Raw genomic sequence first — 18638 nt, 5'->3', positions numbered from 1 at the left:
GTTGTTGCCCTACGCTCCGTTCACCTATGTTAGCTCAATCATACGAGGTATTTCTATCGCTTGGAAGACACTATATTTAACTTGCAACTTTAGAAGAATGTTTAATTACACACTTAATAGTGAATCATAAAAGAGTAGTTAAAATTAATTAATACTTGAAATGGAGATGAGATTGATGGCAATTTTGACGAGTACTGCAACTGCTAAGAATGGTAGAAATGGACATGTGAAATCTTCAGATGATTTAATCCAGCTAGATCTGGCAATGCCAGGTGACGGTCAGGATCCGGAAGGTAAATCGAATCCCGAGCAATTATTTGCAGCCGGCTATTCAGCATGCTTCGATGGTGCATTTAATCTCATGGCGAAAAATGCGGGTAAAAAAGTGGATTCCACTACGACTGCGCATGTGAGTCTGAACAAGGATGAAAAAGATGACGGTGTGAAAATTTCCGTGAAGCTTGAAGTAGAAGTGAGCGGCGTCTCACAGGATGAGGCTGAAGAACTGTTGAAAAAAGCACATGATTTCTGCCCTTATTCAAAGGCAACACGCGGAAATATTGATGTTGATTTAGAGATTAAAGCCGTATAATACTGATCAGCTGCCGGGAGTGGATATTTGCTCCCGGCAGTTTTTATTTGGCTTAATATTTTATTAAATTGTGCTATACTAGCTCATGGCAAACTTTCATTTGTCGAATGGAGCGTGATCAGATGAAAGCACAATCCTGGCTTTCTATTAATTTCTTTACTTTCTTTTTCACCTGGGGTATTTTCCTTCCATATTGGACAGGGTGGCTCGTTTTTGAGAAGGATCTGACGGTTGCAGCAGCAAGCTCGATTATTGCAGCCGGATTATTTGCACGGTCATTCTCAACATTATTTCTATTCCCGGAGCTCAGCAAGCGATTCTCACTCGCCTTTTTAATGAAGGCGCTGCCGGTGATTTCAACAATTATTCTCATGCTTTTTATACCTGTTGATTCTTTTGCCGGACTGATGCTCGTGATGATTTTATTCAGTTTATTCTATCCAAATATATTACCAATGATGGAGAGCAACGCTTCATTGTTGATGCGTACAGACAATATTCACTATGGCAGAAGCAGGTCATGGGGTTCAATCGGCTATACAGTCGGTTTAATCGTGGTTGGTCTTGTGGCAGCAATCTGGACGGAATCTTCTATCTTTGCTGTTATGGTTGTCGGTTCAGTCATGATGATCGCCGGGGCTTTTCAATATGCGCCTGATGCACTTCAGGAAAAAGTCAGCCCTAAGCGCGGCAGTTATGCAGCTGTATTCAAAACACCGGGTTTCTTGCTCGTTATCACGATTTGTGTCCTCATTCAGGGTGCTCATGCTTCTTACTATAATTACGGCTTTATTTACCTTCAGGAATTGAACGTATCAACGGCCTACATAGGGTTTATTTTAAATATTGCTGTTTTATCTGAGATTGTGTTCTTTGCAATCGCAGATAAGTTTTTCAAAAACAGACCTGCAGCATTTATGTTTTTCATCGCATCCATTGCAGCTGTAGTCAGATGGGCACTGATCGGTCTATTCCCGTCACTCTGGATTTTCCTGATCACACAGCTGTTCCATTCACTGACGTTCGGTCTGGCGCATTACGCATTTATACGCTACCTTTACAGATCAGTTGATAAACAGCTGATCCCGACTGCACAGGGTGTCTATGCTTCACTCGGCATGGGACTCAGTGCAGCCGTGCTCACACAGGTTGGCGGAGTTCTCTACGACATTGAATCCGGTCTCGCATTTACCGGTATGAGTATCGCAGTCGCACCTGCAATTATACTGTCTATTGTGATGCATCAAAAAAGAATTGCCTGATACCCCCTTTTAAATAGAGAAGCCTCCGTATCTATTTAATAATAGCTTAGTTAAAGGTCATCGTTATTTCTGCACAGCTGGTGATTGCAGCGTAAGGGGGCGACTCCTGCGGCAGGAAGGGACGTGTGAGGCTTATGGCGAAGCCTGCGGGCTCACCGCCCGGCCGCGGAAAGCGTCCCCCTGAAACGGAAATCAACAGCCAAATTTAACAAAGCCAAATAAACAAACATATGGAGGCTTTTTTATGAAAAAAGATTCTTCTTTTAATAAAGAACATGTACTTTCACTGATAGATTCTATTGACAGAATGGTCGCTGCGAGACAAAGAGACCGCGAAGCACTTGTGGCATCTCTTGATGAAATCCAGGAAACACTGGATAAATGCGATCAAAGGATTAATAAGATTAAGAATGCATAGAAAAAGGTTGATGAATTTCATAAACCGTGCCGAATCATTCCTTCGCTTTCCGCGGACGAACGTTCGAGCCTCCTCAGGCAGAAAACCACTGTCTTCCGGGCCAGAAGTGCACTGGCACTCTCGATCGTTTTTCCGCAGGAGTCTTCGGAATGATCCGGCACTTTTTATTTCTTAAGACTAATTGTTATTCTTTTTAGTCTGAGCTAAACAGGCTGCTCTCTTTTACTTCTAAGCTTTGGAGTTACAGCGCCTTATTTGATCAAATATAACTAAATTGTTTCAATACACAGCCTGATCGCAGCGTTCAAATCACTCTGTGACCAGCTTGGAAGTCTTCTTGATTCAACTGCCATATCATGTGATGCCGGAATGTGAATAAAGCCTGCCGGGATATCTCTGCCTTCTTTCTGAAGGTGATAGAGCATTCTGTACATCACATGATTGCACAGATAGGTCCCTGCAGAATTGGAAATACTCGCTGGATATCCATTCTCATGAAGACGCTGCACCATATCGCTGACCGGCAGTGTGGAGAAAATACCATCCTGTCCATCCGCAGCAATTTTTTCGCCAGCCGGCACATACCCGCTGTTATCTTTCTCACCGTCATTACAATTGATCGCAATTCTCTCAGGTGTAATGTGAGTGCGTCCGCCTGCAAGTCCGAGTGAGATCACTGCGTCCGGATTTACTTCTTCATAATAATCAATCACTTGATCGCCTGATTTATTAAAATCCACTTCCATGATGCGTCCTGCTATCTTCCATTCTCCAATTACCTGACCATCCAATTCTTTAATGATCTCCATTGTCGGATTCTTCTTAAAATGGAGAAAAGGTTCAAAACCCGTTAGTAAAAGTGTTTTCATGATATGTATTCCCTTCTTTTTCTTATAGCTTATCATTTTATTTCGAAAGACGAAAGAGAAACTAAAAAACTGCACCTGTCTCAGCGGACAGATGCAGCTGGTTAATCGTATTATTCAGTGTCTTCTTCTTCCATGTCATCTGTTTCTTCGTCCATTTCGTCACCGGCGTCATCCATGTCTTCTTCAGCATCATCGCCAGTATCCTCCATATCCTCTTCCATGTTATCATCCGTGTTTTCATCCATCGGTGCTTCTTCTTCCTCCATGCCTGGTTCTGCTGGATCCATCTCTTCTCCGTCATCACCGCATGCTGCTAATACACCTAAACTTAATACGCCTGCTGCGCCAACCTGCATAAATTTTTTAAAATTCATTATAGTCCTCTCCTTTTAGGTCATTCGATTTTGTTCATATCTATCTTTACCCAAAAGGTGGATTTAAAAACGTAAAAAGCACATTACATTCCCATTAAAAAACATTTCAGGAATCGTTCACTTCGTTGGCGGAAGGTAATCATTTACATGATAAAGCTTACCGTTCACAAGCTTTTCATCGAGTAAAATGTTAACAAGGACGCCGCCTACTTCTTCAGGCTTGCGCAGTTTCCCCTGCTCTTTATACTGCTGGAAGGTTTGAACTGCTGCAAAGGATGACGTATCCGTTGACCTGATTTCCTCCTGCATACCTGTATCCATAATGCTCGGGCTGTAGGAAATAATTGTATGGCCCTGTTCACCCTGCTCGAGCGCTGCGGTTTCAGTGAAAAGATTAAGCGCCGCCTTTGTACTGCCGTATACACTCCATCCGTGATTCGGTTTATCCGCTGCGCCTGATGTAATGTTGACAACGACCAGTTCAAACCCTCTTTCCTCCGCCAATTTAAAAGCGAGGTTTGCCCATGCTGCCGGTGCTGTATAATTAAGCGCAATTGCTGTTTCGATTGCGGAAGGATCCATGTTTCCGACTGTTTCCATCGGCTGAACGGTGCCTGCATTTTGAATGAGATAAAGTTTTGTCAGATCACTCTGCTCTTCTGTCCAGGATCTCAGGAAATTCATTGATTCAGAAAGTGATGTCATATCCACCTGCTGATGGTTGTATAGGTCGTTACCTTTCAGACTGCTGTTACCTGATCTTGATACATCAGTCACCTCAATGTCACGGTCAATTAAATGGTTGACGATTGCCGCTCCGAGTCCTTTTGATCCACCGGTTACCATTGCTTTAATCATTGTTAGCCTCCTGTTATTCTTTCTGATCGTCTGACGGGCACAGAATCGGAATATGTCTGCTTAACACTTCTACTGTTAAAGGAACGTGTGCTCCTTCATCCCCGTCAACATTTGAAATCAAATCCTTATCCGAATTCACATGTACTTCTTTTGCTTTAAAATACGCTACATTCTCATCTTCTTCAAGCTCACCTTTAAGTAGCGCAGTCATGATACTGACCAGCTTATAGAGTGGGACATCTTTAATCACAAAGCAGTGCAGATGGCCATCATTGACTTCAGCATCCGGTGCCAGTTTTTCAAACCCGCCGACAGAGTTTGTCAGTGCCATTAAAAATAATAGCGCATTACCCTCCCATTTCTGTCCGTCATGTGTAATGTCTGCTTCAAAGGGTTCTTTCTCACGGATCGTTTTAAACCCTTCGATCATATAGGCAAGCGGACCAAGCTTTGTTTTTTGTTCTACTGATACACCAAAAGTCGCTTCTGCGATCCCGCCGAGTGCAATAATATTCATAAAGTAGCGGTCATTGATCCGCCCGATATCCACACGCTTCGTTTCAGCCGTCTTCAATTGCCGGATGGCTTCTTCCGGATCCATTGAAATATTCAGCGCACGCGCAAAGTCGTTAACCGTTCCAAATGGAACAATACCAAGCGCCGGCTGGTATTCCTGCTTTGCAAGGCCTGTAATGGTTTCATTCAATGTACCATCCCCACCCATTGAAACCACAAGATCGTAGCGCTCATGACATGCCTCTTCAGCAAATTGCGTGGCGTCATTTTCTTTCTCTGTTTCTTTCAGTGTAATGTCATAGTTCATTTCTTTCAGTACTTCAAGTACGGATTCCTTATGATCAAGCGCTTCTTCTTTACCAGAAGAAGGGTTTAAAATCAGCATTGCTTTCTGCATTCTCCAGACCTCCTAAAATTGTGAACGTTTTCTCTATATCTTTCCTTTTTTCAGCCATGACGAAACCGGTTTGTTGCCGTATAATGAATATTGTTGATTTTACCAACCTAAAAGGAGCATGTATGTATGTTTGACTGGAGAAATATATTCCGCGGGATGGCGATGGGTGCAAGTGATGTTGTACCGGGCGTCAGCGGTGGTACGATTGCCGTTCTGCTTGGCATTTACGATCAATTTATCAATGCTTTGAGCGGCATTACAACGCGAGAATGGAAAAAACACCTTCCTTTTTTAATTACACTTGGCGCTGGTATGGGTATTGCCATTATTGCACTCAGCAACCTGATTGAATGGCTGCTTGAAGTACACCCACAGCCTACTTATTTCTTTTTTATCGGATTAATTGGCGGAATCCTGCCTTACCTGCTGAAGGAATCCAATGCAAAAGAAAACTTTAAAGGAAAGCATATTGCGATGCTGGTTGCCGGTGCAGTGATTGTACTGATTATCGGTTTTTCAAACCCTTCTGAAGACGGAGCGATTATTACAAATTTAACTGTTCCTAATATGGTACTGCTATTTGGAGCAGGCATTCTGGCAAGTTCTGCAATGATGCTGCCTGGCATCAGCGGTTCATTCCTGCTGCTTGTCATTGGCGTATATAACACAGCGATTGCTGCTGTGAGTAATTTTAATATTCCTGTCATTGCATTGATCGGTGCGGGGGTAGCAATCGGCTTTATCTTCACGAGTAAGCTGATCCGCTACATGCTGAACCGTTACCCGGTCATGATGTATGCATTTATTATCGGGCTCGTATTCGGCTCACTATTTGTTGTGTACCCGGGGCTTGCACTGACTGCCGGTAACATCATCATTTGTATGATCACACTAGCTGCAGGCTTTTTCGCAGCAGTAATGCTTGGCAGAAGCAGTTAATGAAAAGGACCTTTTCCTGTGATGGAGAAGGTCCTTTTTGAAACTTATTTAGCTGCTAAAACGTATACTTAGCTACACAGACTGTTCTTGAAAGGAGTATGATCATGCATTCAGAAGACCGGCTCGTCGCAGCAATGATCTATTTCACCAGTACCGTTACGTTTATTTTCGGACCGCTGATTCTCTGGTTTATCAAAAGAGATGCCCCCTTTGTCAGGGAGCATGGCTATGTTTATTTAAATTTTGCTGTCAGCTACTTCTTGTATCAGGCAGCTGCAGGATTTCTATTCTTCATAGGCATCGGCTTCGTGATCAATACCGTGCTGACTGTATTGTGGATCGTATTTGCAATCATTGCCGGATTATACGCGTTAAAAGGGGAAGTCTTTAAAATTCCGCTTGTCATCCGCTTCTTCACGCCGGATTAACAGACTACTCAAGCCGTGCAAGCTTTTGAGCCAGTTCCCTTGCTTCTGCTTTAGATTCGTCAAGGATCTTATCAGCCATATCAGGGTACTGGCTCATTCCTTCACAAACGACTGAATCATATTCTTTAATGCCTAAAAAGCGCATCACTTCACGCAGGTAGTCCTCAGAGAAATTCAGCCCTGTTCCCTTATAGACACCGCCGACTGATTCAATGTGGACGGCACGCTTACCCTCGATCAGCCCTTCCTGACCGCTTGCTGTATAACGAAATGTCTTGCCTGGAATACAAAGTGAATCAATGTAAGTTTTCACTCTTGGCGGGAATAGTAAATTCCAGAATGGTGTGACAAAGACATATAAATCAGCCGCTAAAAACTGATCCAGCACATCGTCCATTCTTTTCACTTTTTCTTTCTCTGTTTCTGTAAATTCTTCTCCTGTACGATGCTTGCCCCACGAGCCTAATACATCCTCATCAATTTCCTGCAGATCCATTTCATAAAGGTGTGCATAATCAACCTCCACACCCTGTTCAGCTTTTTTCAGTTCTTCTATAAACGTATCCGCGATCTCTTCACTAACTGACTTTTTCGTACGCGGATTCGCATTAATATATAATACTTTCATCACAATTCCTCCCTAACCTTAATATCCTGCTACTCCTATTTTAAGCGATATTCTTCAGGTTGCCACGTATCAGTACTCAATCTTTTCAAAATTCAGACCTTTAGCGGAGAAGATATACGGTCAGTCAGTACTCTGTTCAAGCGCTCCTACACCGGACTTTACACACTTCTCACAACTTAAAGTGCCTCTTTTCACAAATGTACCGTATAATGAATAAAAAGAGATTGAATAATCAAAACTCTTAACAGTACTCCCCAGAGAAAGGTCTGATATCCATGGTGAGAATAGAATCTTATGAAAAACAGCCGCCAATTTTAAAAGAAGTGACCGTTACACTTCATTACCATCGCTATGACCAGGATTATGACGGATGGAATCTGTGGGTTTGGCTTGAAGGTGAAACCGGTAAAATGGTTGAATTCTCGGGTGAGGACAGCTATGGCAAAACGGCTGAATTCGCACTGCAGAGTACCGAAGAAATTAAGCGTGTCGGCTTTATTATAAGGAAAAGTACGGAGGAAAATGACTGGGCAGGCAAACGCTTTGATGATCGGTTTATTACCTCCTTTGATTCCTCCGGTCATGCAGAAGTCTGGTTGATGCAGGGAATGGAACGAATCTATGAAAACCTGAACGACGTGACTGTATTTCCTGGCATTATCAGCGCAAAAATTGATAAGTGGGATGAGATTTCTGTTCTGACTAACCTGTCCTTTGACTGGGAGCATGATAATCTTCACGTCTCACTGACCGGCGGAGAAATTAAAAAAGTCCGGGTTGAAAAGGATAACGCAGGCTCAGACCTTGCAAACCGCCTTGTCATCAAAACGAAAAACAGACTGTCCCTTACGAAGCAATATAAGGTGAATTTGTCACATTTCGGTTATTGCGAAGTGACGTTTGGTGATATTATGCGGACGAAAAAGTTTGACCAGACGTTTAAATATGATGGCTTTTTAGGTTCACAGTATACCCCGGAACAAACGACCTTCTGCTTCTGGGCCCCTTCTGCCCGGCAGGCTGAAATTAAATTATTTAAAAATGATGAAGTTTTTTTATATAAAATGCATGAGGGCGAGCGCGGCACGTGGCATATCGAGCTGAACGGCGACTGGGAGGGTGCACACTACCTTTACCGCGTCCGGGTCGGCAAGGAGTGGCGTGAAACCCAGGACCCTTATGGTAAAGCTGTCAGCGTGAATGGCCTGCGCAGTGCAGTCGTTGACCTTACAAAAACAAATCCAGCTTCCTGGAAACCTGTCACAAGGACACTGGAGTCTCCTGTCGATGCCGTCATATACGAGCTGCATATCCGGGATGCAACCATTCACGATGACAGTGGCGTTTTCAATAAAGGAAAATACCTTGGCCTTGCTGAACAGGGAACCGTGACAGAATACGGCTTCTCAACCGGCCTCGATTATCTTGCAGAGCTTGGCGTGACACATATTCAGCTTCTTCCTTTCTATGATTACTGGACGGTAGATGAAACGAAGCTTGATCAGCCTCAATATAACTGGGGCTATGATCCAAAGCATTTCAATGCACCTGAGGGCTCTTACTCAACAGACCCGACTCATCATTCCCTGCGGATTAAAGAGCTCAAAACACTTATTCAGGCCATCCATGACCGCGGAATGAGTGTCATTATGGATGTCGTCTATAACCATGTCTATGATGTAACCAGATCCCCTTTCCACCAGCTCGTGCCGGGTTATTACTTCCGTTACGCCCGTAATGGGAAACTGTCAAACGGGACCGGGGTAGGAAATGATACTGCTTCTGAGCGTGCGATGATGAGACGCTTTATCGTTGATTCACTCGTATACTGGGCAACGGAGTACCAGATCGACGGCTTCCGCTTTGACCTGATGGGTATTCATGACGTTGAGACAATGAGGGCTGCGAGAGAAGCACTCAATGAAATTGACCCTGCCATTATCATGCTCGGTGAAGGCTGGGATCTGCAAACTGCACTGCCTGACCATTTAAAAGCGAATCAGTACCAGGCAGATCAGATGAAAGGTGTTGCACATTTTAACGATGCACTGCGCGATCATTTAAAAGGGAATACTTTTTCAAAGCAGGATAGCGGATTTATCAACGGCAGAATCGGCATGAGGTATCACCTGCTGCAGGGTGTATCTGCAGGTATGAAAGTACCTTATGACAGAAAAACGTTCCTTTCGCCTGAGCAGGTCGTCAATTACGCTGAGGCACATGATAACCATACACTTTGGGATAAGCTATGCTTCACAACGCCAAATGCCACAATGAGTGACCATAAACGGATGCACCGCCTGGCGACATCCATTATTCTGTTATCTCAGGGCGTTCCCTTCCTGCATGCAGGCCAGGAATTTATGAGAACAAAGTATGGCGTTGAGAACAGCTACCGCTCGCCTGATGAGATTAATAAGCTCGACTGGCACAGAAGGGAAGAATTCCATCAGACAGTTGAGTTTATTAAGGGTTTAATTAAACTCAGAAAAGCGCATCCCTCATTCAGAATGAGAACAAAAGAAGAGATCATTGAACATATGCACTTCCATCCGACTGATGAGAGATTAATTGCGTATGACCTCACTACAAAAGAAGGACCGTATGAGCGCTTTACGGTCATTCATAATGCACACGGCGGACCTGTGAAGTACCATCTTGATTCCGGAGGACCGTGGCATATCCTTGCTGATGGCATTCATGCAGACAGCAAGCCGCTTGGGGTCCTGAGATCAGATATGGTTGAAGTGAGCCGTCACAGCACCTACGTCCTTGCACTTCCGTTTAACACAACGGCTATACGGGAATAATCCTGTATACAAACGAGAAGGGTTGATGATGATATGCTTTATATTCTCGCAATATTCCTGCCGCCACTCGCGGTATTATTCACAGGCAGATTCGGCTCATTCCTGCTGAACATTCTGCTGACGATCCTCGGCTACATTCCGGGTCTGATTCATGCAATCATTGTAGTACGTGATGAAAAGCACAAAAAAGATATGCAGCAGTATATGAATAAATCATAAGGAAAGTGATGCCGGGCTGACCCGGCATCTTTTTCAATTCAATCGTAAAACGCATCCTTCTTTACAAATCCCGAGTAGCCTTATACGATATAATTAGTTATATATTTTAATTAAAGGAGTTTATCCTATTATGGAATATGATAAGCAGCAAATTAACCGTCTGAAACGTGCTGAAGGGCAGATAAAGGGTATTTTACGTATGATGGAAGAAGGCAAAGACTGCAGAGACGTCGTGACGCAGCTTTCTGCTACACGCACTGCACTTGACCGCACAATTGGTCTGATCGTGGCACGAAACCTTGAAGAGTGTCTGCGTAACGCTGAAAAAGGTGAAGACTCAGCGGATTATATTAATGAAGCTGTACAGCTTCTGGTGAAGTCTAGATAATAGATCAGTAACACAAAGCGGCGCTGTGAGCATGCAGCGCCGCTTTTCTGATTGTAAGCTCCCGATTCAAGTGAATATAAAAAAGCGCCGGGCTCATGTCGGCAGCTTTATGCACCGGGTCTGATCCGGTCCTTGTATCTCGCAATGCTTTTTTCGACACTTAGGACAAGCTGTTTTTCCTTGCGGCGCTCGTGCCATTTCGTGGCAAGAGAGTGCAGAAACATCAGCCCGATAAATGGAACAATGCTTATGTAAATAAAATGAGACGCTCCCTCGAAAATCTCCTGCAGGATAAACCACCAGTATGTGAGGTAAATGATCGTGAAAGTAAGATTTATGAGCCCTTCTCCTGAAGATCTGCTTCTTTTTTTACGCATTTATTCACCTGCTTTGCTATACAAGATAGTCTAATGCTATCACAACTTGTCAGAAAATTCATTTCTTTCATCGTGTTTTTCAGTCAGGATACCGGGGAATCTGTCCGGCGCAGCGTACAGCAGCGTGCGGCGGCGCGTTCAATTATACCTGGAGATGAATCAATTAATCTGAGTGATGTAATAATTAACGCCAGTGCTGATCCATATCATCCTGTCCCTCATACAATTCTGAGCCAACATCCTCCTCCAAAAGAAAAATCCCGCTCAAGGCGGGACGTTAAGAAGCTGCGGTATTAAACACCTGCTCCAGATATTGAATACTTCCACTTAATGATGTCAGCAGTAACACCATCATCACGAGCGAAATAAGCAGCAGCACTGCGTATAGAATATCCTTCACCCTGTACCCCTCTTCTTTCCTCTTTTGAAAGGTTGGGATCACGCGTTGCAGAAGGTATACAGCAAAGATACCGAGTGTCAGTGACAGTACCCATGACTGGATGGCACGATTGACTTCATCCTGGTAGAGCAGATATCTGAGCGTGTTATCATCGTTCAATTCAACGGTCACGTCTTCTTTTACAAACGTTCCGCGTTCAAGCGTTAATTGCTGTGTTGTTTCATCATAAATATAGCCATAGCCGCCCGGATAGATATTCAGCGTGACTGCTAGTGTCATCAGCAGAATAATAATGCTGTATCCGCCGGCTGTGAACCAAAATGATCGTTTACTTTTCATACAAACAGGCCTCCGCTTTAAATCAGCTATCGTTTATTCTATCAGACTGATCGCTCTATCGTAAGTCATAGCGATTTTTTTGCAAAATTACAGAAATTTCACCCTATTTCGGACTATTTATAGTAGAATACATAAGTACTAATGGGGTATATAGCTAATAAATGGACGTAGGATTTAAAGAAACGGCTCAGCTGATGTATAATAGGATGCAGTCCGTTACAAATTATTTTATAAGAATATGGGGTGCTGATATGACACAGGCTAATGTAGGACAGAAAGTTAAATTTACACGCCACGGTTTTGATATTACCGGCGAAGTAACAAAAATTCTCGAACGATCTGTGATTGTAAGTATATCAGAAGAGGACGCTTTACTTTTAGATTACGGTACAAACTTCACGGTTGTTTCGCATGAAAATTATAAAGTCGTAGAAAACGCTTAATGATGAAATAGCTGCCGCGGCTATATTGAAAAATCTCCTGTCAGGATGCTGACAGGAGATTTTTACTTTCCGGTACCGTACCAAGCGCCTGAGCTATTGATGCGTATTGTTCCGGATCAAAATTAAGAATCAGAATAAAAATCAGGATAATCATCACAATGACCAGTGCAACAATTGCAATTACGCTTTTTTTACCACTCATTCATCTCAACTCTTTTCTGTAGATTCTATCGTGAGCAGCATGTCCACGTGCGGAATGCCGTCATCAAGGTATTCTGAAGACACTTCCTCAAAGCCGAACGAGCTGTAGAAGTTTCTTAAATAAGTCTGACCCTGAAGCATAATCTCTTTAGTGCCCCACTCTTTCATCACATTAATCGACTTTTGCACAAGCTGACGGCCAAGGTTTCGGCTTCTGAATTCCTCCAGTACAATAATTCTTCCAATCGACGCTTTATTGTATTTAGTCCCTGCCTTCATCAGCCTTGCATAAGCAGCAAGCTTGCCATCAATCTTCAGCTGCAGGTGCCAGGATTCAGGGTCGTATCCATCCACCTCGTGATAAGCACAATTCTGCTCAACCACAAAAATATCGACGCGTGCTTTTAAAATATCATGCAGCTCTCTTGCCGTCAGTTCATCAAAACGATTCACTTTCCATTCCATTATGTATGTCCCCCGTTCTGCTTTATCATCTCTTCTCATTATATTAGAATGAGAAGTAAATTTCACACCATAGGAGGGTTAAAGATGGAAAGTGCACTCGATTGGGTATTTCAGGTGCTGTTTGGCATTGGTATTCTATTTATCATCAGCTTGGGCATCGTGATTATGATGCTTTTACAAAAAAAGAACTCTAACCGCCACAAAGACGATTAGAGCAGCCTTTTATTTATCCAGATCAAGCGACTGCGGCTCTTCCCCTGAATTCATCAGGCGGATCGACGTCGGCTCAATTTCAAGCACCACATACTTTGGATCATCCGCCCCTTCAAACCAGTTCTTGAAGCGATCATTCCAAAGCTTTTCCTTAATCTCCTTAGAATCACGGATCACAGCTGTTCCTTCCACCTCTATATAAGAATCAGCATAGCCGTCTCCCTCGTAGCCAAGCAGCACGTGTACAAACGGATTCTCATCCACTTCCTCTGCTTTATGTGTATCAATACTCATTGGCGTATGCAGCACATACCCCTCATTATAAAAAGTCATATAACGCGAATGCGGACGATTATTCTTTACCGTCGCAAGCGTCCCTGTTTTATTATTTTCAAGTACATTTAAAATATGGTCCTTCAGCTCTTTCTGATTCATGAATGCTCCACTCCTTTTTTTGGTCATGGTATTAGTATTTCCACGAAATGGGGAATAGAAAACATTTGGGGGTGTTTTATTTTGGGCGGCGCAGCGGGGACGGAGTTGAGTGATTCATTTTTGTAATCATTCCAATTTCGACTCACTGAACTCCGTCCCCAGTGTGCCGACTGCTTTACATACCCATTAAAACTGATTTACACTTTATATATCAGCACCTACCGTATATTCATGATTGGAGGCAGAACCAATGAGTCAGCAAAGTCTGTTTTTATACATAGAGGACGCTTATCCGGTTAGATTTACCGACACTGAACTCAGAACTGAATGGAAACTTTCAGAGTGGTTTGATCCCACGACAGCCGCTGAAGATCTTGCACATATTCAAAGACTGCAGGAGGCTCCTCGTTTGATGGTTGCTTCCTCACTTTCAATGAAGCGCACTGCATTTACTGTCGTCAGTGTATTACTAGCCCATTATAAAAGCGGTGCAGCATGGAACCTGGCTGCTTCTAATGTCAGGCTTGTTCATGATCCGGATGCGCCCCTTCAAATCGGTGTACACTTAAGTGATATTCATAGCTACGAGGGACAGACAGAATGGGATGAACTCCTGCGCAATCTCTTTTTTGACTGGGCCAAGCCGCTCATTGAATCAGTTGAAAAAGCCGGTAAGATTAAACAAATTGTACTTTGGGAAAACTTTTTCATTTACCTCAGAGGGTTTTATAAGAGTCTGGCCCCGGACTTAAAAGGTCTTGAACAACATGACTGGGACGCTCACTGGGAACAGATCGTCTCAGAAGATTTCTTCGGCGGCGATGAGCCGAATCCATTTACTCATCTTGAGCATTTTAAAGCGAAGCGTCAGCTTGAGGATGCTCGTGTCAGAAGTACATGCTGCTACAAATATATGCTGCCCGGTAAAAAGAACTGCCGTACCTGCTGTCTGATAAAAGAGTAACGAAAAACGCGCTGCCCCTTTTATGGGAACAGCGCGTTTTTATTATAGCGGTCTCATATCATCATCTGGATGCTGATAAGGATCTTCCACCACTTTTGGTTTACGTGCAAAGCACATGATACCTGCGATCAGGAATAGCAGTGCCGGCAGCCAGCCGATAAATACTGTTCCAAGTCCAACAACAAGTGCACTTGCAATCAGTAATCCGCCTGCAAGCTTTGGCTTCTTATTACGCTTCATTGCAAATACTGCGATTAAACTTAAAATTGTACTGATAATAACTACAACATTAAAAAATACTCCAAGGTTTGCAAACCAATCTGTAAACATTGCCGGGTCAATCCCCGAATCTGCAAGTGCAGGATCATTTTGCATTTCTCTTTCAAACTCCGCCTGCATTGCAGGATCGTCAAATAGTGCAGTAATTAAAAATACACCTACGATCATCAGTAAATTGACAACAATTCCTATAATCGTCAATACGCCTTCTGCTGTTCTTTTCATCTGATTACCTCCCAGTAATGTAATATGTATGATTTCCCTATCCCCTACTTTACGGAAACTTACACATAAAGGTTTCAAAATTTCACAGCAGATTTAATATTTCTTTCAGACGGCTGATCGTCTGGTCAGGTGTGCCATCTCCTTCACCTGGCGATTTTGATGGGTCATGCTGAATCCAGACGCTGTGAATCCCTGCACCGTTTGCTCCGAGAATATCCGTTTTCAGATTATCTCCAACCATCCAGACGTCCTCAGCAGATTGTTCTGAAACCCTTAATGCATGCTCGAAAATAGCCTGACCCGGCTTCCCTTCACCGATATTTCCCGAGATCACAATATGGTCAAAATACGGGACAAGCTCAGGCGTAATCCGCAGTTTTTCAAGCTGCAGTGACGGGGCACCGTTTGTGACTACGACAAGCTGAACGTTCTCTTTTAGTATATCCAGTACGTCGAGCGTTTCTTCATATAAAAATGGTGAGTTTTTTCTATGGGTAATAAATTTCTCTCTCAGTGTGTCACCTGATTGTGTAACGCCCTGTGATTTGAGCGCTTCCTGCCAGACGCGCTGCTGGTAGTCCGCTATCTCAGCCCCCATCTTTCTGAATGTATGGTGGACCGGATCGCCAAACTGTCCCCAAAGTCCCTCAAAAGGATTGATTCCGATCATTTTTGTGAAATCGTAAAAGGCATATTCCTGATAGAAGCGCGGGGCGGCTTCCTTTACAGCGGCAAGCAGCTTATCAGGATCTGTTCCGTACAGGTCCTCCGCGTCAATTACTGTTTTCTTAAGTGCGGTTTCTATACTTTTTTTATCCCATAAAAGCGTGTCATCAAGATCGAAAAAGATTGCAGATGGCATCGTCTCAGCTCCTGTTCTGTTAGATTGTAATATTGTCACAAAATTCGGTGGATAAAGCAATTGAATTTTGGGAATTGGGGTGGTGTTGTTCAGGAGATTTCATGGGTGGTTCAGGAAATTACATGTGGAGTTCAGGAAATTAATACTGGGGTACATGACATTATAGCGGTGGTTTATAAGATTACAAGCCACGTTCAGGAGAAAGTGTCATTTGACCTGCACCCAAAGCCGCTGCTCTGGCACATCACCCTTTTCACAAATACAAAAAAACCCCGCAGCCATTACCAGCCGCGGGGATTCTCTCTAATATTATGACGGATTGAGCACCCGGTCCAAAAACTGCTTTGTTCTCGCTTCTTTCGGTGCCTTCAAAATCTCTTTTGGCGGGCCCTGTTCAACAACGACACCGCCGTCAATGAACATGACGTGATCGGCGACTTCTTCTGCGAATTTCAGTTCGTGGGTAACGACCACCATTGTCTGACCCTCTCTTGCAAGTTCCTTCATAACGCTCAGCACTTCGCCTACGAGCTCAGGGTCCAGTGCTGAGGTTGGTTCATCAAACAGCATCAGTTCTGGCTGAATAGCAAGCGCACGTGCAATACCGACGCGCTGCTGCTGTCCGCCTGAGAGCTGGTGCGGGTACAGTTCCATTTTCTCCCCGAGTCCTACCTTTTCAAGTAAAGCGACTGCTTTTCGGTGAACCTCTTCTTTATTAAGCCCCTGCACAATGACAGGCCCTTCCATTACATTTTCAAGCGCTGTTTTGTGAGGGAAAAGATTATAGGATTGAAACACCATACCTGATTTTCGGCGAAGCTTCAGGATTTCGTTTTTCTTCGGCTGCTTTGAGAAATCGAGCTTGAAACCATCAGAGAACTCGAATAGTCCTTGATTGGGCATTTCAAGGGCGTTCAGACAGCGTAAAAAAGTTGTTTTACCGGAGCCGGATGGACCGATAATCGCGACAACGTTTCCTTTAGGCACTTCGAGGTCAATCCCGCGGAGTACCTCGAGCTTCCCAAACGATTTATGAAGATCTTGTACCTGAATCTGCATCTGTTCCACTCCTTATTTCGCGACGTAGCGATCCAGTTTTTTCTCGATTCGGTCCTGAACGAGTGACAGGACGAAGCAGACGATCCAGTAGAGGATGGCTGCTGTAATGTATAACTGAAGAAAATCATAGGTCCTGGCTGCGATTTCCTGTGATTTTCGAAAGAGCTCTACCACCAGAATCTGTGAAGCAAGCGATGTATCTTTTACCAGGCTGATAAATGAATTTGACAGTGGTGGAATTGATACACGCGTTGCCTGCGGTAAGATGATTCTGCGCAGTGTCTGCGGGTATGTCATTCCGATTGTATACCCTGCCTCCCATTGACCTTTTGGCACTGAGAGGATTGATGCGCGGACGATTTCGGATGCGTATGCCCCCACATTTAGAGAGAAGGCAATGACCGCACTTGGGAATGGATCGAGTGTGATACCAAGGTCCGGTAAACCAAAGAATACGATAAACAACTGAACGAGCAGCGGCGTACCGCGGATTGCTGAGACATAGACCCGGGCAATGCCTGACAAAATTTTATTGCCTGACAGCCGGGCTAACGCTGTGAGCAGTGCGAGAATCAGACCAAAAGTAAAAGATAAAAGAGTAAGCGGAATCGTATTTTTGATTCCGCCCTCCACCATTGGTCCAATTGAAGACCAAAACAGCTCCCAGTCAATTAGCGGGTCAGCTGCTCCTAATATAAAATTACTGAGAAACATCTTCGCCAAACCATTTCTCTGAGATTTCTGTTAGTGTACCGTCTTCCTTCATATCTGCAAGGTGTTTATTGAATTCTTCTACAAGCTCCTCGTGACCCTGACGGAACATGAATGCACTTTCTGATACGTCACTTTCTTCTGCAGCGATTTTAATACCTGCATTCGGCTGCTGCTGTTCAAAATCCAGGATCGCAAGCTTATCATTAACTGTTACTTCGGCGCGGCCTGTTTTGATCAGTTCGATTGCCTGTGCAAGTCCTTCAACCTGTACAAGCTCTGCGCCGTACTCCGTTGCGATATCCGCGTAGTTACTTGTCAGTGACTGTGCTGACTGCTTTCCTTCGATGTCTTCAAATGAAGACACATCATTGTTATCTTCTGGAACGACAACAACTGCTGATGAAAGTGTATAAGGATCTGAGAAATCATATGTTTCAAGACGCTCATCATTTACACCAACCTGGTTGGCGATCACGTCAAAGCGCTCTGAGTTCAGCCCTTCAAACATTGAGTCCCACTGTGTTTCGTTATATTCAACTTCAACACCCATGCGCTCTGCTACTTCATTCATTACTTCAACATCATAACCTGTGAGGGTATCTGACTCGTCATGAAAAGTGAACGGTGCATATGTGCCTTCAGTTCCTACTGTAATGACGCCCTCTTCCTGAATTGATTCAAGGAGATTCTGATCGCCAGCCGAGCTATTGCTGCCTTCCTCTTCAGAAGATCCGCAACCTGCAAGAACACCTGTTAATAGTAATGATACTGCTAATGTTTTTTTCATATTAAAAACCACCTATTCTTATCGGAATTATGTCATAAGGATGATTTTACGTTGATTCGGGGAAATTGTAAATACCAAATTTTTTGAGCACGGGGGTTGCATTTACATTCAGGAGATGATTTAATACTAATATACCCCACAGGGTATTACAAAATCTCTGTGAAACGATCAAGGAGG

The 18638-nt window shown here is 43.7% G+C and carries 26 protein-coding genes; 11 read left to right on the top strand and 15 right to left on the bottom strand.

Annotated features, from left to right (window positions below):
• Positions 1-175 precede the first annotated feature (175 nt).
• From LG330_RS03840 to LG330_RS03830, 3 genes are all read left to right on the top strand, one after another.
• A complete protein-coding gene (locus tag LG330_RS03840) occupies positions 176-592 on the top strand; it encodes an organic hydroperoxide resistance protein (RefSeq protein ID WP_322422154.1) in 417 nt (138 codons plus the stop codon).
• A gap of 122 nt (positions 593-714) precedes the next feature.
• The gene (locus tag LG330_RS03835) at positions 715-1854 is read left to right on the top strand and encodes an MFS transporter (RefSeq protein ID WP_404407547.1); all 1140 of its coding nucleotides are present in this window, start codon (positions 715-717) and stop codon (positions 1852-1854) included.
• Positions 1855-2098: 244 nt separating this feature from the next.
• The gene (locus LG330_RS03830; RefSeq protein ID WP_404407545.1) at positions 2099-2272 is read left to right on the top strand and encodes a hypothetical protein; all 174 of its coding nucleotides are present in this window, start codon (positions 2099-2101) and stop codon (positions 2270-2272) included.
• A 269-nt stretch (positions 2273-2541) separates the two neighbouring features.
• On the opposite strand, the gene LG330_RS03825 is transcribed toward LG330_RS03830, so the two are convergent.
• The 4 genes from LG330_RS03825 to LG330_RS03810 all read right to left on the bottom strand — a co-directional run bounded on the left by LG330_RS03825 (position 2542) and on the right by LG330_RS03810 (position 5286).
• Positions 2542-3141, bottom strand: a complete 600-nt coding sequence (locus LG330_RS03825) for a pyroglutamyl-peptidase I (protein ID WP_404407543.1) — start codon at positions 3139-3141, stop codon at positions 2542-2544.
• 110 nt (positions 3142-3251) lie between these two features.
• Positions 3252-3515, bottom strand: coding sequence for a DNA primase (locus LG330_RS03820; RefSeq protein WP_404407541.1), 264 nt, complete (start codon positions 3513-3515; stop codon positions 3252-3254).
• Positions 3516-3632: 117 nt separating this feature from the next.
• On the bottom strand, positions 3633-4373 hold the full coding sequence (locus LG330_RS03815; protein WP_404407539.1) for an SDR family NAD(P)-dependent oxidoreductase: 741 nt from the start codon (positions 4371-4373) through the stop codon (positions 3633-3635).
• Positions 4374-4386: 13 nt separating this feature from the next.
• Positions 4387-5286 (bottom strand): diacylglycerol/lipid kinase family protein, encoded by a 900-nt coding sequence (locus tag LG330_RS03810; RefSeq protein WP_404407537.1) that lies wholly within the window; start codon positions 5284-5286, stop codon positions 4387-4389.
• Positions 5287-5412: 126 nt separating this feature from the next.
• On the opposite strand from LG330_RS03810, the gene LG330_RS03805 reads away from it, so the two are divergent.
• Both LG330_RS03805 and LG330_RS03800 read left to right on the top strand, forming a co-directional pair.
• Positions 5413-6225: a DUF368 domain-containing protein gene (locus tag LG330_RS03805; RefSeq protein ID WP_404407535.1), complete on the top strand. Its 813-nt coding sequence runs from the start codon at positions 5413-5415 to the stop codon at positions 6223-6225.
• Between the two features lie 104 nt (positions 6226-6329).
• Positions 6330-6653, top strand: coding sequence for a DUF4870 domain-containing protein (locus LG330_RS03800; RefSeq protein ID WP_404407533.1), 324 nt, complete (start codon positions 6330-6332; stop codon positions 6651-6653).
• Positions 6654-6657: 4 nt separating this feature from the next.
• On the opposite strand, the gene LG330_RS03795 is transcribed toward LG330_RS03800, so the two are convergent.
• The gene (locus LG330_RS03795; protein WP_404407531.1) at positions 6658-7281 is read right to left on the bottom strand and encodes an FMN-dependent NADH-azoreductase; all 624 of its coding nucleotides are present in this window, start codon (positions 7279-7281) and stop codon (positions 6658-6660) included.
• A 275-nt stretch (positions 7282-7556) separates the two neighbouring features.
• Here LG330_RS03795 and pulA point away from each other — a divergent pair, with 275 nt between their 5' ends.
• The 3 genes from pulA (at position 7557) to LG330_RS03780 (ending at position 10698) form a co-directional block, all read left to right on the top strand.
• Positions 7557-10091, top strand: coding sequence for a type I pullulanase (pulA, locus tag LG330_RS03790; RefSeq protein ID WP_404407530.1), 2535 nt, complete (start codon positions 7557-7559; stop codon positions 10089-10091).
• A gap of 33 nt (positions 10092-10124) precedes the next feature.
• Positions 10125-10310: a YqaE/Pmp3 family membrane protein gene (locus LG330_RS03785; protein WP_404407528.1), complete on the top strand. Its 186-nt coding sequence runs from the start codon at positions 10125-10127 to the stop codon at positions 10308-10310.
• A 130-nt stretch (positions 10311-10440) separates the two neighbouring features.
• Positions 10441-10698 (top strand): metal-sensitive transcriptional regulator, encoded by a 258-nt coding sequence (locus LG330_RS03780; protein ID WP_322422167.1) that lies wholly within the window; start codon positions 10441-10443, stop codon positions 10696-10698.
• A gap of 107 nt (positions 10699-10805) precedes the next feature.
• Here LG330_RS03780 and LG330_RS03775 read toward each other — a convergent pair whose 3' ends face one another.
• Together LG330_RS03775 and LG330_RS03770 are read right to left on the bottom strand one after the other, a co-directional pair.
• Complete coding sequence (locus tag LG330_RS03775) at positions 10806-11075, bottom strand: hypothetical protein (RefSeq protein ID WP_404407526.1); 270 nt, start codon at positions 11073-11075, stop codon at positions 10806-10808.
• Between the two features lie 277 nt (positions 11076-11352).
• Positions 11353-11814, bottom strand: coding sequence for a hypothetical protein (locus tag LG330_RS03770; protein ID WP_404407524.1), 462 nt, complete (start codon positions 11812-11814; stop codon positions 11353-11355).
• Positions 11815-12065: 251 nt separating this feature from the next.
• On the opposite strand from LG330_RS03770, the gene LG330_RS03765 reads away from it, so the two are divergent.
• Positions 12066-12257 (top strand): DUF2187 family protein, encoded by a 192-nt coding sequence (locus LG330_RS03765; RefSeq protein ID WP_404407522.1) that lies wholly within the window; start codon positions 12066-12068, stop codon positions 12255-12257.
• A 40-nt stretch (positions 12258-12297) separates the two neighbouring features.
• Here LG330_RS03765 and LG330_RS03760 read toward each other — a convergent pair whose 3' ends face one another.
• On the bottom strand, positions 12298-12459 hold the full coding sequence (locus tag LG330_RS03760) for a hypothetical protein (protein ID WP_404407521.1): 162 nt from the start codon (positions 12457-12459) through the stop codon (positions 12298-12300).
• 5 nt (positions 12460-12464) lie between these two features.
• Positions 12465-12923, bottom strand: coding sequence for a GNAT family N-acetyltransferase (locus LG330_RS03755; protein WP_404407519.1), 459 nt, complete (start codon positions 12921-12923; stop codon positions 12465-12467).
• Positions 12924-13007: 84 nt separating this feature from the next.
• On the opposite strand from LG330_RS03755, the gene LG330_RS03750 reads away from it, so the two are divergent.
• Complete coding sequence (locus LG330_RS03750; RefSeq protein WP_404407518.1) at positions 13008-13136, top strand: hypothetical protein; 129 nt, start codon at positions 13008-13010, stop codon at positions 13134-13136.
• A 9-nt stretch (positions 13137-13145) separates the two neighbouring features.
• Here the strand turns inward: LG330_RS03750 and LG330_RS03745 are convergent, their stop codons facing one another.
• Complete coding sequence (locus LG330_RS03745) at positions 13146-13571, bottom strand: pyridoxamine 5'-phosphate oxidase family protein (RefSeq protein WP_404407516.1); 426 nt, start codon at positions 13569-13571, stop codon at positions 13146-13148.
• A gap of 250 nt (positions 13572-13821) precedes the next feature.
• Between LG330_RS03745 and LG330_RS03740 the strand changes: the two genes are divergently transcribed.
• The gene (locus LG330_RS03740; protein WP_404407515.1) at positions 13822-14535 is read left to right on the top strand and encodes a hypothetical protein; all 714 of its coding nucleotides are present in this window, start codon (positions 13822-13824) and stop codon (positions 14533-14535) included.
• Between the two features lie 42 nt (positions 14536-14577).
• Here LG330_RS03740 and LG330_RS03735 read toward each other — a convergent pair whose 3' ends face one another.
• The 5 genes from LG330_RS03735 to LG330_RS03715 form a co-directional block, all read right to left on the bottom strand.
• Complete coding sequence (locus LG330_RS03735; RefSeq protein ID WP_404407513.1) at positions 14578-15039, bottom strand: DUF4064 domain-containing protein; 462 nt, start codon at positions 15037-15039, stop codon at positions 14578-14580.
• Between the two features lie 82 nt (positions 15040-15121).
• Positions 15122-15901: an HAD family hydrolase gene (locus LG330_RS03730; protein ID WP_404407511.1), complete on the bottom strand. Its 780-nt coding sequence runs from the start codon at positions 15899-15901 to the stop codon at positions 15122-15124.
• Positions 15902-16210: 309 nt separating this feature from the next.
• A complete protein-coding gene (locus tag LG330_RS03725; RefSeq protein ID WP_404407509.1) occupies positions 16211-16960 on the bottom strand; it encodes an amino acid ABC transporter ATP-binding protein in 750 nt (249 codons plus the stop codon).
• A gap of 12 nt (positions 16961-16972) precedes the next feature.
• Positions 16973-17674, bottom strand: a complete 702-nt coding sequence (locus LG330_RS03720) for an amino acid ABC transporter permease (protein WP_404409490.1) — start codon at positions 17672-17674, stop codon at positions 16973-16975.
• Entirely contained in the window at positions 17661-18461 is an 801-nt protein-coding gene (locus tag LG330_RS03715; RefSeq protein ID WP_404407507.1) for an amino acid ABC transporter substrate-binding protein, read from the bottom strand. The genes LG330_RS03720 and LG330_RS03715 overlap by 14 nt, the downstream gene beginning before the upstream one ends.
• Between the last annotated feature and the right edge of the window lie 177 nt (positions 18462-18638).

This window comes from Jeotgalibacillus malaysiensis, from assembly GCF_044789845.1.
Classification (GTDB): Bacteria; Bacillota; Bacilli; order Bacillales; family Jeotgalibacillaceae; genus Jeotgalibacillus; species Jeotgalibacillus malaysiensis_A.
This window is presented reverse-complemented; position numbering and strand designations above follow the sequence as displayed.

Coding starts and splice junctions, on each gene's coding strand:
- LG330_RS03840 (WP_322422154.1), top strand. CDS start 176: ATGGCAATTTTGACGAGTACTGCAACTGCTAAGAATGGTAGAAATGGA.
- LG330_RS03835 (WP_404407547.1), top strand. CDS start 715: ATGAAAGCACAATCCTGGCTTTCTATTAATTTCTTTACTTTCTTTTTC.
- LG330_RS03830 (WP_404407545.1), top strand. CDS start 2,099: ATGAAAAAAGATTCTTCTTTTAATAAAGAACATGTACTTTCACTGATA.
- LG330_RS03825 (WP_404407543.1), bottom strand. CDS start 3,141: ATGAAAACACTTTTACTAACGGGTTTTGAACCTTTTCTCCATTTTAAG.
- LG330_RS03820 (WP_404407541.1), bottom strand. CDS start 3,515: ATGAATTTTAAAAAATTTATGCAGGTTGGCGCAGCAGGCGTATTAAGT.
- LG330_RS03815 (WP_404407539.1), bottom strand. CDS start 4,373: ATGATTAAAGCAATGGTAACCGGTGGATCAAAAGGACTCGGAGCGGCA.
- LG330_RS03810 (WP_404407537.1), bottom strand. CDS start 5,286: ATGCAGAAAGCAATGCTGATTTTAAACCCTTCTTCTGGTAAAGAAGAA.
- LG330_RS03805 (WP_404407535.1), top strand. CDS start 5,413: ATGTTTGACTGGAGAAATATATTCCGCGGGATGGCGATGGGTGCAAGT.
- LG330_RS03800 (WP_404407533.1), top strand. CDS start 6,330: ATGCATTCAGAAGACCGGCTCGTCGCAGCAATGATCTATTTCACCAGT.
- LG330_RS03795 (WP_404407531.1), bottom strand. CDS start 7,281: ATGAAAGTATTATATATTAATGCGAATCCGCGTACGAAAAAGTCAGTT.
- pulA (WP_404407530.1), top strand. CDS start 7,557: ATGGTGAGAATAGAATCTTATGAAAAACAGCCGCCAATTTTAAAAGAA.
- LG330_RS03785 (WP_404407528.1), top strand. CDS start 10,125: ATGCTTTATATTCTCGCAATATTCCTGCCGCCACTCGCGGTATTATTC.
- LG330_RS03780 (WP_322422167.1), top strand. CDS start 10,441: ATGGAATATGATAAGCAGCAAATTAACCGTCTGAAACGTGCTGAAGGG.
- LG330_RS03775 (WP_404407526.1), bottom strand. CDS start 11,075: ATGCGTAAAAAAAGAAGCAGATCTTCAGGAGAAGGGCTCATAAATCTT.
- LG330_RS03770 (WP_404407524.1), bottom strand. CDS start 11,814: ATGAAAAGTAAACGATCATTTTGGTTCACAGCCGGCGGATACAGCATT.
- LG330_RS03765 (WP_404407522.1), top strand. CDS start 12,066: ATGACACAGGCTAATGTAGGACAGAAAGTTAAATTTACACGCCACGGT.
- LG330_RS03760 (WP_404407521.1), bottom strand. CDS start 12,459: ATGAGTGGTAAAAAAAGCGTAATTGCAATTGTTGCACTGGTCATTGTG.
- LG330_RS03755 (WP_404407519.1), bottom strand. CDS start 12,923: ATGGAATGGAAAGTGAATCGTTTTGATGAACTGACGGCAAGAGAGCTG.
- LG330_RS03750 (WP_404407518.1), top strand. CDS start 13,008: ATGGAAAGTGCACTCGATTGGGTATTTCAGGTGCTGTTTGGCATTGGT.
- LG330_RS03745 (WP_404407516.1), bottom strand. CDS start 13,571: ATGAATCAGAAAGAGCTGAAGGACCATATTTTAAATGTACTTGAAAAT.
- LG330_RS03740 (WP_404407515.1), top strand. CDS start 13,822: ATGAGTCAGCAAAGTCTGTTTTTATACATAGAGGACGCTTATCCGGTT.
- LG330_RS03735 (WP_404407513.1), bottom strand. CDS start 15,039: ATGAAAAGAACAGCAGAAGGCGTATTGACGATTATAGGAATTGTTGTC.
- LG330_RS03730 (WP_404407511.1), bottom strand. CDS start 15,901: ATGCCATCTGCAATCTTTTTCGATCTTGATGACACGCTTTTATGGGAT.
- LG330_RS03725 (WP_404407509.1), bottom strand. CDS start 16,960: ATGCAGATTCAGGTACAAGATCTTCATAAATCGTTTGGGAAGCTCGAG.
- LG330_RS03720 (WP_404409490.1), bottom strand. CDS start 17,674: ATGTTTCTCAGTAATTTTATATTAGGAGCAGCTGACCCGCTAATTGAC.
- LG330_RS03715 (WP_404407507.1), bottom strand. CDS start 18,461: ATGAAAAAAACATTAGCAGTATCATTACTATTAACAGGTGTTCTTGCA.